Origin of the sequence: Salinimicrobium xinjiangense DSM 19287 (assembly GCF_000423585.1) — a bacterium.
GTDB classification, from domain to species: Bacteria; Bacteroidota; Bacteroidia; order Flavobacteriales; family Flavobacteriaceae; genus Salinimicrobium; species Salinimicrobium xinjiangense.
The window spans coordinates 79,383-92,970 of record NZ_AUIG01000015.1; the positions used below are offsets into that span (position 1 = coordinate 79,383).

10 protein-coding genes and 2 pseudogenes are annotated in these 13,588 nt (G+C 41.9%); 5 read left to right on the plus strand and 7 right to left on the minus strand.

The window, feature by feature from the left end; genetic code table 11:
- Positions 1–8 precede the first annotated feature (8 nt).
- The 5 genes from G564_RS0106450 to G564_RS20840 all read right to left on the minus strand — a co-directional run bounded on the left by G564_RS0106450 (position 9) and on the right by G564_RS20840 (position 5,496).
- Positions 9–1,289, minus strand: a complete 1,281-nt coding sequence (locus G564_RS0106450) for a dicarboxylate/amino acid:cation symporter (RefSeq protein WP_029036940.1) — start codon at positions 1,287–1,289, stop codon at positions 9–11.
- A 75-nt stretch (positions 1,290–1,364) separates the two neighbouring features.
- On the minus strand, positions 1,365–2,324 hold the full coding sequence (locus G564_RS0106455) for a calcium/sodium antiporter (protein WP_029036941.1): 960 nt from the start codon (positions 2,322–2,324) through the stop codon (positions 1,365–1,367).
- An 88-nt stretch (positions 2,325–2,412) separates the two neighbouring features.
- Complete coding sequence (locus G564_RS0106460; protein WP_156879191.1) at positions 2,413–2,916, minus strand: hypothetical protein; 504 nt, start codon at positions 2,914–2,916, stop codon at positions 2,413–2,415.
- A gap of 105 nt (positions 2,917–3,021) precedes the next feature.
- Positions 3,022–3,381 (minus strand): hypothetical protein, encoded by a 360-nt coding sequence (locus G564_RS0106465; protein ID WP_156879192.1) that lies wholly within the window; start codon positions 3,379–3,381, stop codon positions 3,022–3,024.
- A gap of 507 nt (positions 3,382–3,888) precedes the next feature.
- On the minus strand, positions 3,889–5,496 hold the full coding sequence (locus G564_RS20840; protein WP_029036944.1) for an SEC-C metal-binding domain-containing protein: 1,608 nt from the start codon (positions 5,494–5,496) through the stop codon (positions 3,889–3,891).
- Positions 5,497–5,925: 429 nt separating this feature from the next.
- Here G564_RS20840 and G564_RS0106480 point away from each other — a divergent pair, with 429 nt between their 5' ends.
- The 4 genes from G564_RS0106480 to G564_RS0106495 all read left to right on the plus strand — a co-directional run bounded on the left by G564_RS0106480 (position 5,926) and on the right by G564_RS0106495 (position 11,622).
- The gene (locus G564_RS0106480) at positions 5,926–6,813 is read left to right on the plus strand and encodes an alpha/beta fold hydrolase (protein WP_169578118.1); all 888 of its coding nucleotides are present in this window, start codon (positions 5,926–5,928) and stop codon (positions 6,811–6,813) included.
- A 35-nt stretch (positions 6,814–6,848) separates the two neighbouring features.
- Positions 6,849–8,606, plus strand: a complete 1,758-nt coding sequence (locus tag G564_RS0106485) for an amidohydrolase (protein WP_029036947.1) — start codon at positions 6,849–6,851, stop codon at positions 8,604–8,606.
- Positions 8,607–8,611: 5 nt separating this feature from the next.
- Positions 8,612–10,534, plus strand: a complete 1,923-nt coding sequence (locus tag G564_RS0106490; protein WP_029036948.1) for a M1 family metallopeptidase — start codon at positions 8,612–8,614, stop codon at positions 10,532–10,534.
- A gap of 242 nt (positions 10,535–10,776) precedes the next feature.
- A complete protein-coding gene (locus G564_RS0106495) occupies positions 10,777–11,622 on the plus strand; it encodes a class I SAM-dependent methyltransferase (RefSeq protein ID WP_029036949.1) in 846 nt (281 codons plus the stop codon).
- A gap of 272 nt (positions 11,623–11,894) precedes the next feature.
- Here the strand turns inward: G564_RS0106495 and G564_RS20845 are convergent.
- Both G564_RS20845 and G564_RS20135 read right to left on the minus strand, forming a co-directional pair.
- A pseudogene (locus G564_RS20845) lies at positions 11,895–11,969 on the minus strand (hypothetical protein); the annotation flags it as partial.
- A pseudogene (locus G564_RS20135) lies at positions 11,956–12,681 on the minus strand (DUF4407 domain-containing protein); the annotation flags it as partial. The pseudogenes G564_RS20845 and G564_RS20135, both read right to left, overlap by 14 nt.
- Before the next feature lie 164 nt (positions 12,682–12,845).
- Between G564_RS20135 and G564_RS0106505 the strand changes: the two are divergent.
- Complete coding sequence (locus G564_RS0106505; RefSeq protein ID WP_084625591.1) at positions 12,846–13,061, plus strand: amidohydrolase family protein; 216 nt, start codon at positions 12,846–12,848, stop codon at positions 13,059–13,061.
- The last annotated feature ends 527 nt before the right edge of the window (positions 13,062–13,588 follow it).

Sequence of the window (13,588 nt, forward strand, 5' to 3'; positions counted from 1 at the left end):
TACAACATTTATAGCTTCACTTCCTCCAGTTCGACAGCAGGAACAGTTACCGGTATTATGGCTTTGGCAACCAGATTTGATACTGCAGCATCACCTGAGACATTCACAACCGTTCTACACATGTCCAAAGGCCTGTCGATTCCAAAGATTAGAGCAAGTCCGGCTTCGGGAATTCCGGCCTGGGCAAGAACGATGACCAGCATGACCATACCTGCACCGGGGACGGCGGCCGAGCCTATGGACGCCAGGGTGGCCGTTGCAATGATCCCCAGCTGGGTGCCAATAGAAAGATCCAGGCCAAAGGCCTGGGCGATAAAAACTGCCGCTACTGCCTGATAAAGACTGGTCCCGTCCATATTAATGGTTGCGCCGACCGGTAGCACGAAACTCGCCACTTCCTTAGGAACACCCATATGTTCTGTTACCCTTTCCATAGTTACCGGAAGGGTGGCCGCACTGGAACTGGTCGAAAAGGCCAGCAATTGCGCCGGAGCCAGGGCTTTGTAAAAGGCGGCAGGATTTTTTCCCGTGAAGGTATATACCAGGATCGCGTAAACCACCAACATGAGGATCAAACCGGCAATTACGGTAATAGCATACATTCCCAGAGCAGCGAAAAGATCGAGTCCGGGAGCATCAATCACCAGGGCCGCGAGGAGTGCAAATACCCCAAATGGGGCTGTCAACATAAGAAGGTCTATGATCTTTAGAATGACATCATTAAAGCCATCAAAGAACTCCTTCACCGGCCGGGCCGATTCCTTCGGAATTAAAATAAGACCCACGCCTACCAGCAGGGCGAAAAATATCACCTGCAGCATGTTCCGGTTATCGGCAGCTGCACCGAAAATGTTGTCGGGGATGATTTCCTGAAGCCCTTGCAGCGGACCGGTTTCCTTTTGCTCAACAGCTTTGGAGATATTGGTGGAGGCGTCACTTTCATAGCTGCTAATGAGATCGACCCTCGTGGCTTCAGAAATTGAGGCCCCCGGTTTTATTATGTTGACCAGCACAAGGCCTATGGAAACAGCTACTACTGTGGTGGCTATGAAAGTAAAGACCGTTCGAAATCCCATTTTTGAAAGATGAGAGAGGTCTTTTAGATCTGAAACTCCCTTGATCAAAGAAGTGAGGATAAGGGGAACAGCAATTAGCTTGAGCGCATTTATGAACATGGTACCAAAGGGTTTGATCCAGTCCTTAACAAAGGAGGGGGCCCAGGAAAAATTCGCCAGTAACAGCCCTGCCATAACGCCAAGGCCCATGCCTATAAGAATCTTCCAGTGCATTGGGAGCTTTTTAAATTTCATATTGATAAGCACTTAATCGTTAAATTTGATACTGAAGATCCCTTTTTTCCGGACCTACACCTCCATGGAGACCAGATAACCGGTATAGGCGAGGTAGATAACAAGCAGTACCCCGGCTTCCCATCTTTCAAGGGTTTTCTTTCCGCCGAGGAACATAAACAGGAATAACAATGCGGTGCCGCCCAATAGCAGATACAGGTCTGTATTAAAGACTGCATCATAGTTGATTGGCTTTACAAGCGAACTCAATCCAAGGATAAAGAAGATGTTGAAGATGTTGGAACCAATGATGTTTCCAACAGCAATGTCGTTATTCTTTTTAAAGGCCGCCAGTACAGAGGTGGCCAATTCGGGCAGAGAAGTACCTGCCGCAACTATAGTGATCCCAATGATCTTCTCGCTCACTCCAAGACTTTCTGCAATTTCCATGGCAGAGGATACCACCAAACGTCCACCCAATATCAATCCGGCCAAACCTAAAAGGATGAATAGTAAGATCCGGCCGTTGGAAGAATGTTTTGTTTCAGCAGGAGGAGTAGTGGAGGGTACTTCCTTTAATTGTTTGTATACATAGAACAGGAAAGTCAGGAAAAATATGATCAGGATTGATCCATCCCACCTGTCCAGCGCCCCTACCTGGTTCATAAAAAAGTTATTGACGAGGAGGAACAATAAAATCGCAGCAAAAAAGGAAATCGGGATCTCTTTCCACACCGTGGTTTGCTGCACCAGCAAGGGAGAGATGAGACCCGTGATCCCCAGAATAAAAAGCAGGTTAAAATTGTTACTGCCTATTACATTGCCAAATACGATATCCTCATGTCCCTGATATGCCGCCACCACGTTGACCACCAGCTCGGGAGCCGAGGTGCCGAAGGCCACAATGGTGAGTCCTATAGCCAGGTCTGAAATCCGCTTTTTTCGGGCAAAGGTTGAGGAATTTTCCACAAGCCAGTCTGCACCCTTGATAAGTAAAAGGAGACCGCCTATGAGCAAAAAAAACTGTAGTATCATATAAACAATTGAAGAATTTTAAGTGAATATATTATTTTTATTATAAAAATATGAGAATAGTTCACAAACGGAACTCTTCTCCCGTTTTTTATGCAGCCGAATTAATGGTTGGACGAAAGGATATTAATGCGTTTATGCTACTATTCCATCTTTCGGCATGCAGGAGTTCATATTCCTGATAATAGGTGTCATCACAATTATACAGGGAAACGCTCTTTTCAGATCCGTTGAACAGAATCAATTGGAGGTGAATTCGCTGCAGGATATCCTCGGTACGCTTATCGATCTTTAAGGTCTGTACCTCACGAAGGATTTGGCAGGATTTCACCTCTGTTAGTTCAATAAGTACTGTAACAAATTCAGTTTGCCTTCTTTGCACCAAAAGGATCTTTTGCCGGACCTTATCCAGCCCCATCATATTTTTGTTCCAGGTATCAACCTCCTCACAACGGAGCTGATGATATTTTGCTTCATTCAGGAATTTATTTTTTAAGTTGTTGTGTTCTCTCCTGCCAATAAGGATGAAAAGAATATAGGGAATTACAATAAGTGCCACGAGGGCAATATCTATGATCAATATGTCAAGTTTCATTTTTTTATTTTTTAAGTTTCGGGTATCAGGTAATGCTGCCAAACGAGTAGGTGTGGCAAAAGAGGGAGGCAAAGAACCTCCTTCAGGAATGATTTAGCTGAAAACTTAGAAAAAGACGTGAAATGGAAAGATCACCTGTTTTACCCCCAGACCCGGTTCCAGGAAGCGGGAGCGTTTTAAATATCCAAGGGAAGTTGTGGTAAGGTTAAGATTATGAAATTTATAATCTTCAATAGTACCAACGCTCCCTTGTTGAAAGAGTATGGGCTTCTGAAGCGGAAGTATGGAATCGAAGAGCGAACTTACCTGAGCCTCAAGCATGGAGTTGTTTAACACCTCCTCGGTATCTGTCACAGACGTTACATCACAGGTCTGAGACTGCGAAGCAAAAGCAGGATTGTTTCCGCCCAAGAGCAGGAGGAAAAAGACCAGACTCCAGGTTTTAAAAGAAAATTTTTCTTCCATAATCATGATCAAATGTAGTACATAGTTCTGTTAAAAAAACATATGATCTCCAGTAGATTAAAAAATAATTTAAGGTCTTCCTGCCACATTGATCTATTGCCTTGTAAATCCTTATTTTTGATCATTTAAAAGGCAGGTTTTTCAGTGATCAGAAAGTTTGCAGTGCTTGGTACTGAAGTTAGATTTACGAAGTTAGTACGAAGTTCAGATTTTGGGTTCTTTGTTTGGCGTTTAGCGTTTAGCGTTTAGCGTTTACCGAATTAACGAATTACCAAATCCCAATTCCCGTTTCCCGATTAAAAACCAAGGCACCAAAACTTTATCTGCCGAAGCTTGAGCGAAGGCATGCCAGGTACCAAATTCCAACTTATTTTTTCCTTATAACACATGAACCCAATCACCAGTTAAGGAATTAACGAATCTTGGTTTTTGTTTACCGCTTTCCGTTTACCGTTTTACGAATTACCAAATCCCGGTTCTCGAATCCCGTTTCCCGAATTACCCTATTTAATCATTCAAACAACACTTCTTATACTTCTTTCCGCTTCCGCAGGGGCAGGGGTCGTTGCGGCCGATTTTCTTTTCACTTCTTAGCGGTTTATTCATTTCTTCGATGGCTTCCAGGGATTGGCGGTAATACATTTCATCAAAATCTGAAGTCTCAATAGGAAAAAGGTGACTATCCTCTTCATTAAAAAATTGATATTGTTGGTTGAGCTCCTGTTTAGCAAAACCTTCATAAGGCATGTAAGAAAATTTCCGCATCTCAGGCTCCAGTCTCTCATATGCCCCACATATAAAACTGTCCACAAGATCCAACTCAAAAAGCTGTTTAATTTCGGGTAGTAAGGAATTATAGCCCAGATCCACAACATCACTTATTAAAAAACCTATGGCCTCAGTATCGGCCAGGTTTTCATCATCAGCATTGGCGATGTAATGATCAAGTAATTCTTTATACTTCGGAATATATTTATCATTATCTCCCTGTTCTCCGATCATCTTAACAAGTGTCTCTCCCACAACGGCTTTGCTTTGCCCACAGATATTAGGTTGCTTAAGAAATTTGAACAGTTCAGGAATTTTATTTCTTCCGCAGTGAAAAATGGCATTTTCCAGGAGGTAACTTAAATTATACCCAAACCAGAAATCGGTAAATTCCTTATCCTGTTGAAGGACAAGGAGTATTTGATCAAATGAGCGCTCACTTTTTAAATGCCCCAGCAGGAGCAAGGCATGTTGAGGAAAATCCAGTTCCTGGAGTTCTACATTTTCCTTAAGAGCTGCTTCCATAAAATAGTCAAAACGGGCAATACTGTCCTGCAGCATTTTTTCAAGGTCTTCCACCAGTTTTTGTGGTTCAAGCTGCAGGATCTTTTCTATTTCGAAAAAATCAATTTTAAGTCCCTTTTCGTAGAGCCATCCAATTTGCTCCGGAAAATTGAATTGAGGGGCTTCTTCTGTTTGAAGGTGGGAGCGGGTGTCTTTTACCGGAACCTTTCTTTCGGTTTCCTTTCGTCCTTCTGTTCGCACGGCAGCATTTAAAAGATACCACCGCTGAATAGCATCCAGGGCTTGCCGGGTCTTGGGATGATCTTCATCCAGATCCTGAAGAAGCTCCACCCTCAATTCGGCATCATCGATTTCACCAATGGCGAGAAAATAATGTATTACAATAAGATTAAAAGCGAGCACCTCCTCCACGTGAAACTCCTTCCGCTCAGGATATAAAGTCCCAATCTCAAGATACTCCCCCAGAATTTCAGGTACTTTATGGGGCTCCTCCCTGGACAGATATTCAGCTGCCAGATTAACCTTTCCAAAAAGGTAGTGGGGATGCTCCTTTACCAGCCAGTGATTTACGGCTATAGCCTGTTTCATATTTCCCTGCTGTTCATAAAGATTGGAAAGTATGTTTTTGAACACCGGAACCCTGGGATACTGGAGACATAGCTTGTTTATTTTCTTAAGAAGATACTTTCTGCCATTTTCAATGTCGGGTTTCAACTCTAACAGAATGCGGCCAACTTCAGGCGTGATATGATTGATCTCATCCAGTAAGCTGCTGTTGCCGGAAATAACATAAGTGGGGGTTTTATATTTCTGGTTCGCCATAGTGGATTCTTTATCCCAAAAATACCCCTTTTCATAATTTAAATTGTAAGGAAAGTCTCAGATTTTTCCAGCCCGGGAGATCTACAAAACATAGCCTGAAAAACTGAAAAGACCTCGTGGTTACTTTATGCTATGATCCCGAAACAAATGTTTTTGTCCTTAAAGAGTACACTTCCTGGAAAAACATCCTTCAAATAGCCTAATTACGGTTAACCCTTACCATTAATAGATTTTTCCTGTTTTACATCCCATAAGTTTTTGAATATAAGACTTTAAACTTACATTGAAGGAAACCGGAAATTTCCTATGTCGCTCATTCCCTACACGAGCCCACTCCGGAACCGAAACTTATTGCTGACCTCCATTAGTTTTATGAATTTCCTGTTGGTTAGCAAGAAATTCACTAACCAAAATTTCAAATCATTATCTATGAGACATTTAATTTCTTTATTAATCATAGGAATATTCTTCGTTGAACCTCTTTTTGGCCAGTCAGATTTCATTGACATCAATAGTCATCAAATGAATGTAGAAACTGCAGGTCTTGACGCCCGTGAGCCGGGAGAACCTGTAATTATATTTGAAAGTCCTTCGGGAGGAACTGTAAAGGACTGGGACAGTATATTCTACAAAGCGGCAAGCATTGCACCTGTTATTCGATACGACCGTTCCGGTTTAGGGAAATCTGAATGGAATGGAAAAAAGCCGTCTCCCGAAAATATTGCTGTTCATCTTCTTGAGTTGCTGGAAACTATGGAAATAAAACCTCCTTATGTATTGGTGGGGCATTCATGGGGAACACAGCTCGTACGTCATTTTGCTTATTTGTACCCGGAGAAAACCGGCGGACTCATTCTTTTGGATCCGGGATTCAGACCAAATACCTTTAAAGCTGCTTTGGAGGATATTGGTGCTTCACCGGAGGAAGGCTTTAAAGCTTACCTTGATACTTTTAAAGACAATTTTGATAATCCTAATTATACTGAAAATCAGGTGCGGCATTTTACAGCTATGGCCGAATGGTTTGTCTCCCCATTTTTTCCTCCCACGCCACAAACTCCTGTAGCTGCTCTTTTAGGAGGCAAACCCGGCCCCGGACCTCCATTATTGGCGCAACTGCCATTTGACTACGATAAATGGATCATAGCCATTAACCGTCGGGAAATGGAGCGCCTGTTAAGCTGGACCCTGGATTCTCCAGATGGTATCTTCATTCTTGCAGACCAAAGCGGGCATTACATTCAGCATGATGAGCCGGCTCTTGTTTTAGCAGCAATACGAAATGTGGTAGATAAAAGCCCGAGCAACAGTGAATAACCTAAGTATAAAATTTCTGAAAAATTTTCTAAGTCATGAGGATTAGTGAACTCAAAAATCTTGTAATTCTTACAGTATTCTCTTTTTCGTCTATAGCATCTGCTCAGGCAGAATTGGATGAAAATATAATACACATTTCAGATCTGGTCATTGAAAACGGAACCATCTATACCGTAAATGAGGCCCAACCTACCGCAAATTTCATTGCGGTTAAGGACGACAGGATCATTTATGTGGGGAATAACCGGGAAAATATCAGAACGGATTCTGCAACCCGGCTAATAGACCTGCAAGGGAAGACGCTTACTCCCGGGTTTATTGAGGGACATGGGCATATTTTTTCTATTGGATATTCCGAAAATGAAATTGACCTCAAAGACATTAGTTCTTATGAAGGCATGGTCAACAATGTTCACAAAGGAGTGGCCAAAGCTGAACCGGGAGAATGGGTCATGAGCAGTGGATGGCACCAGGAAAAATGGTTCGGACTACCTGAGGATGCGGTACAGGGTTTCCCAACCCATTACAAGCTAAGTAAGATCAGCCCCAATAATCCCGTTGCATTAGTACATTCAAGTGGGCATGCAGCTCTGGTAAATTCCAAAGCACTGGAAACTGCAGGGATTACAAAGGAGACCGTCAGTAGTCTTAACCGGCAATTAAAAGAAGAGGAAGGCGGTGAAATCATCGTTGACGACAGGGGAAATCCAACAGGAATTCTTATTGAAGGTGCAATTGATCTTGTGGCAACACATGTTCCTGAAGGTAACGAAACACAAAATAGAAGAAAACATGAAGAGGCTTTCCTGGCAGCTCAAAAAAAATCCTTAAAAAATGGAATTACAGGATTCCATCATGCCGGGGCTTATAGAGAGGACATTGAAGTTTTAGAGAAAATCAAAGAAAAAGGACAGCTGGATATCAGGCTGTACTTAATGCTTGCGGGAGGTGATAAGGAGCAATTAAAAGAATGGTATAAGAAAGGTCCTCAGATAGATCACAATACACATTGGCTGGATATAAGGGCGATCAAACTCTGGTGTGACGGTGCCCTGGGTTCAAGAGGAGCCTGGTTGCTGGAACCCTATTCAGATCGTTCCGGTCATTTGGGACACGCCACTATTGAGATGGATTTTCTTGAAGAAACAGCTAAGAAAGGAATTGAACATGGTTTTCAGGTGTGCTCGCATGCCATAGGAGATCGTGCAAACAGGGAAGTGCTGAACATTTATCAGAAAACATTTGAGGCTTATCCTGAACTTAGCAGGGACCATCGTTTTAGAATTGAACACGCACAGCACCTTCATCCTGAAGATATTGATCGTTTTGCAGACCTTAATGTTCTTGCCTCAATGCAGGGCATACACCTGGCTTCAGATCGTCCATGGGCAATAGACAGACTCGGAGAGGAAAGAATAAGGGAAGGCGCGTATGTATGGCAGAAATTAATGGAATCTGGAGCAAGAATCATTAATGGAACAGATGCTCCGGTAGAAACGGTTGATCCCCTGGCTAATTTTTATGCTTCAGTAAGTCGGAAAACTTTAAAGGGTACTCCAGAGGGAGGATATGAGCCTAATCAAAAAATGACCAGATTACAGGCCCTAAAATCTTATACCATTAATCCTGCCTACGGAAGTTTTATGGAAGACGATAAAGGAACAATTGAAGTGGGGAAACTTGCTGATTTTACGGTATTTTATAAAGATATTATGACCATTCCGGAAGAGGAAATCTTAAATACAGTTGTAGAAATGACCATTGTAGGGGGTGAAATAAAATATAAAAAATAAGAGCCATGAGAAAGTCAGCAATGCGATACATATTATTAATTATTGTGCTAACTATTGGAAAACCAGGGATTGCTCAAACTTCGGAAAAAGCTTCCGAAGAATTATATATGCCACTGGAATTCAGGGAGGCCTATGAAAGGGGAACCAGATCCAAAACTGGTGAGGTAGCGGAAGGATACTGGCAAAATCACTCCCGTTATGTAATTGACGCCAGTATCGATCCTTATACCCGGCTCCTGGAAGGTAAAGCAGTTATTACGTACTTTAACCAGAGTCCGGACAGTATTAGATCTATTACCGTACAGGCCTATCACGATTACCTGAAGCCTTATACGAAAAGAAAATTTTTCTTTCCACCTCAACATGAACCCACAATAGATCACGAAGGATTTATAATTGAATCCTTTTCCGTAGACGGTGACAGCATAGATCTGCAAAATCCCGATCGGGTAGACTATGGAGGGACAAATTATACGGTAAGGCTTAACAATCCATTGCCATCACAGGATAGCCTGGAGGTGAAGGTAAAGTGGAATTATACCATTCCCATGGAGTTTACCCGAAGCGGGGCTATAGACAGCACCTCTATGTTTGTTGCCTACTGGTATCCCGAAATTGCAGTTAAAGATGATATTCATGGGTGGGATAAAAGTGTATACGATACAGCTACCGAATTCTATCACGATTTTTCAGAATATGAGGTGAGTCTTAGCGTTCCCGACAATTTCCTGGTATGGGCATCTGCAGCGCCAGAGAATCCGCAAGAGGTGTACAATGACCAGACTTTAAAAAGGCTGAAGCTGGCAAAGAAAAGTACAAAAGCTGTTAAGATCATTACAGAAGCAGACTTAAAACCAAGATCTTCCACAAAAACCACCTGGAAGTATAAGGTGCGGGATTTTCCCGATTTTGCTTTTGCACTGAGTGATCATTTTGTGTGGGAATCCAGTACATATAAAGACGACAAGGCTGAAGTCTTTGCTCATGTAGCCTATCCGCCGGCTCACGAAAATTATGAGCTGGTCATGCCAACAATACATCAATCTCTGGATTTATTCCATAACACATTACCAAAATACCCTTTCCCATATAAGAATTTTGTCATTTTTAATGGAAATCATATAGGAGGAATGGAGTTTCCGGGAATGGCGAATAATGCTTTTTATGATCCTGAAATAATTGAACAGTATTCGGGAATACCTGCGTCAAAGGAAGATTTAGAAAGAGTGTACTTAGGGCTTTCGGTACACGAAATGGTTCATATGTATTTTCCTTTTATGATGGGGTTTAATGAAAAGAATTATGCATGGATGGACGAAGGCTTTGCTGATTTCATGGATAGCTTTTTAGAACAATTCTGGCCTGTATCGGCTTTAATGCCAAATCCGGCGACTCTTGGATCAATTAGCAGAACCCCGTTAATGGTGACATCTCGGGAACACGAAGGAAGTTGGATAAACTCTTATGATATTGGTGCTGCAATGTACTACTCCCTTTATAATCTCCTGGGTGAAGAAACCTTTATAGACGCATTACACGGGTTCATAGAGGAATGGAAATACAAACATCCTACTCCATATGACATGGTAAACATGTTTAACAGGGAAACAAATGAAGATCTAACCTGGTTTTTCAATAACTGGTTGTTTGACTGGGGCTACATTGATCTGGAAATACTGTCTGTTGAAGACAGGGAAATAAAAGTGAGGAATAATGGGGGCAAAGCGGTGAGTTTTAAGGTCGTTATTATTTCAAAAAATGGGGAGGAAAGCACAGAAGTTATTAGTCCGGCTGTATGGAAGGACTCCTCTATCTATGTCCACGACTTCTCCTCTCAAAATAAACCCTCAAAAGTTAGCTTAGAAGTTCCACTTAAAGGAGATGCTGTTCCGGCAAATGATCATTGGGAAAAACAGGAAGCGAAGTAAATCCTGGTGTAAAGATCTGCTGCCTCACAACCCTGAATAGTGGATCAACAGATGCTTCCGCAGCACCTTTCAAAAATGCCATTTTTTCAGAAGTATTCAGGAATAGGTTAATTAATTGTCTCATAATCAAATATGTAAATAGAATAAATTTACTGTTGCATTTATTTTTATGCCTAATTAAAAGTAAATTTATAGATGAATTGATGTTTTAGAAATGAGGTTTAACCATAAAAGGACAGACTATGGAAATTCAATCTGAAAAAATTCGTGATCAGCAGAAGTCTACGTGGAACGATTTTTCTCCTATGTGGAAAAAGTGGGATGATTTGCTAATGAAATCTTTAGAACCAGTGGGTGAGGAAATGATCCGTTTACTGGATCTTAAGGAAACAGATACTGTTTTAGATATAGCTTCGGGAACAGGAGAACCAGGATTGAGCATTGCAAAATGCTTAAAGAATGGTGGGATTATTTTGACAGACCTTTCAGAAAACATGTTGGAAATTGCCCGTGATCATGCGACAAAAAAAGAAATCGGGAACATTGAGACCCGGGTGTGTGACGCTTGTGAACTTCCCTTTCAGGACAATACTTTTAATGCAGTAAGCTGTCGGCTAGGGTTTATGTTTTTTCCAGATATGCTAGAGGCGACTAAAGAAATGTATCGTGTTCTGAAACCAGGTGGAAAAATTGCAGCATCGGTTTGGAGTGTGCCCGAAAGCAATTTTTGGGCAACAGCAATTAGCAGTACCATAGCTAAAAATATGCAGCTATCACCAGCTCCTCCACAAGCTCCAGGCCTTTTTCGATGTGCTGAGAGTGGACTTCTTCCTCACCTGTTTCAGCAGGCGGGTTTCAAAAATGTGACTGAGAAAGAGGTTTCTGTTCAGCTGAATTTCGAAACTGTAGAACGCTACTGGACCATAATAACCGAAGTTACTCCTCCTTTAGCTGCGGCCCTTAATAAAGCTGATGACGCCATGAAAGAAAAAATCAAAAATGAGGTTTATGAGGTAGTAAATAGAAAATATCCTGACGGAAAAGTCAATATTGGAGGAATTTCTCTCCTAATTTCCGGGGAAAAATAATTTTTGATTTCGAGTAGATTTTCAGATATCTCTCATCTTATTGAACTGTGCAAAGGATATTTTCAGAAATTAATTGGGCCATTCTTCTTTTGCCTGCAGGAATCCATTAAGGTTGTTTTTTTGTAACTTCATACGGCGAGCGCATTCATGACAAGGGCATAAGCTGAAATGACAGTGAGCTGCGGGATGATGTCCTTAAATCCCGAACCTTTGAGGATGACCATACTAATGGTTTCCACAAAATATCTGATCGGGTTGAAGAGGGTAAATTTTTGAGCCCAATCTGGCATACTCTCTATGGGGGTAAAGAGTCCGCTCATCAAATTGAAAATAAGGCTGCGACTCATTTACTTTGGTCTGATAGTCCTCGTTTAGCGAAGCAATTTTTTCTTCCGCAGCTTCAATTTTACCGGCATTTGTTTCTTTTAATTCCTTAAGGGCAAGCAACTCTGAATCATGCTTTTCCCTTTTTGCGGGATATACCGGGCTTTTGCCTAATCTTTTGGTTCCGGCTGTACCTTCGGCTTCTGCAATATAGGTGCTGTAGAGGGCGTTAACCTCAGCTTCCTTGGAAGAAACTTCTTCCTTCAGAGATGCTATTTCCGCATTAAGCTCATTTATCCTCGGCGTAAACTGTGTGGCGATCTGTTCCTGGTTTGCGAGGGTCATATCGTTTTTTTGTTCCAGTAAAACCCGGTTGATCTCTTTCTCAAAAATTTTCAACTCCAGCGGTTTGGCGATCACGACAGATTATTGCCAGAATTATCCGCGGGGTGGCCTGAAGTAACTCACTCCTGAAGTTGTTTTTCTTTTTGATCGTGGAGACAATAAAACGGTCTAGTTAAAAATAAGGAGGCCCCAGATCAAACCGAATAGAACAGCAGTGAGATAATTATCAAATACGGTATATAGGGCATAAGAAGAAGCAATAAATGCCATGACGGCCGTAAAGAAAACAGTGGCGCCTATGCCTGCATATTTTGTTTGTTCGCCGGGTGAACAGGAGTCGGGGATTTTGGTATCTGCCCCGGAGCAGAAAATAAAAAATTGTTTTAGCATGAGATGATGATTGATTGATGAAATTCTATAACGCTTATTTTTATCATTTCTTACAAAATAACATTTTATAGAGGTGGATAATTTACAGAAAAGCCCATAACGCTCTCGCGCCGCGTGACGAAAACAAGGGAAAAAAATGTAGTTTTTAAAAGGTACTCACTCCTCTGGAAGTTATCACAGCAGCAACCTTGAAGGGGGCAAGAGCACTTGGAATTGAAGATACTTACGGAAGCATAGAAGCAGGAAAAATAGCCGATCTTGTAATACTGAATGGAAATCCAACAGAAGATATTGCCGCTCTAAAGAAGATCTTTGCTGTAGTTAAAGAGGGGAAAATATACTACCGAAGTGAGTATGATGCAAGCTTCGAGGGGCGTTAGCCGTTTCCCGGTTCCCAGTTCCCAGTTCCCAGTTGCCAGTTGCCAGTTTCCAGTTGCCAGTTTCCGAATCCCGAATTAACGTTTCCCGACTCCCGTTTCTTGATTCTCGGTTCGCGTCTCCCGAATTAACAAATTAACGATTCCCGATTCCTGACCTCTCCAATCCCCAATCCCTTCTTGCGCTTATTGCCGCTCTAAAGAAGATCTTTGCTGTAGTTAAAGAGGGGAAAATATACTACCGAAGTGAGTATGATAAAGAAAATGCTCTGTCGAGATGACAAGTCGAAGTATCAAATTCCAAACACCAGGCACCAAATCCCAGGCACCAAATTTCAAGCAGCAAATTTCAATTTCTAATAAACCAATTCCCAATCATCAATCCCAATTCACCAATCCCTAATAAACCAATCCCTAATTAACCAGTTAACTATTCCCGATTCCCGAGTCTCGACTCTCGACCTCTTCCCCAATCCCTAATTCACCAATCCCCAATCCCCAATCCCAATTCACCAATCCCTAATTAACCA

Excerpts from the sequence above, each read along its gene's own strand:
- G564_RS0106450 (WP_029036940.1), bottom strand. The coding sequence starts at position 1,289 with ATGCACTGGAAGATTCTTATAGGCATGGGCCTTGGCGTTATGGCAGGG.
- G564_RS0106485 (WP_029036947.1), top strand. The coding sequence starts at position 6,849 with ATGAGGATTAGTGAACTCAAAAATCTTGTAATTCTTACAGTATTCTCT.
- G564_RS20840 (WP_029036944.1), bottom strand. The coding sequence starts at position 5,496 with ATGGCGAACCAGAAATATAAAACCCCCACTTATGTTATTTCCGGCAAC.
- G564_RS0106495 (WP_029036949.1), top strand. The coding sequence starts at position 10,777 with ATGGAAATTCAATCTGAAAAAATTCGTGATCAGCAGAAGTCTACGTGG.
- G564_RS0106460 (WP_156879191.1), bottom strand. The coding sequence starts at position 2,916 with ATGAAACTTGACATATTGATCATAGATATTGCCCTCGTGGCACTTATT.
- G564_RS0106480 (WP_169578118.1), top strand. The coding sequence starts at position 5,926 with ATGAGACATTTAATTTCTTTATTAATCATAGGAATATTCTTCGTTGAA.
- G564_RS0106455 (WP_029036941.1), bottom strand. The coding sequence starts at position 2,324 with ATGATACTACAGTTTTTTTTGCTCATAGGCGGTCTCCTTTTACTTATC.
- G564_RS0106490 (WP_029036948.1), top strand. The coding sequence starts at position 8,612 with ATGAGAAAGTCAGCAATGCGATACATATTATTAATTATTGTGCTAACT.
- G564_RS0106465 (WP_156879192.1), bottom strand. The coding sequence starts at position 3,381 with ATGGAAGAAAAATTTTCTTTTAAAACCTGGAGTCTGGTCTTTTTCCTC.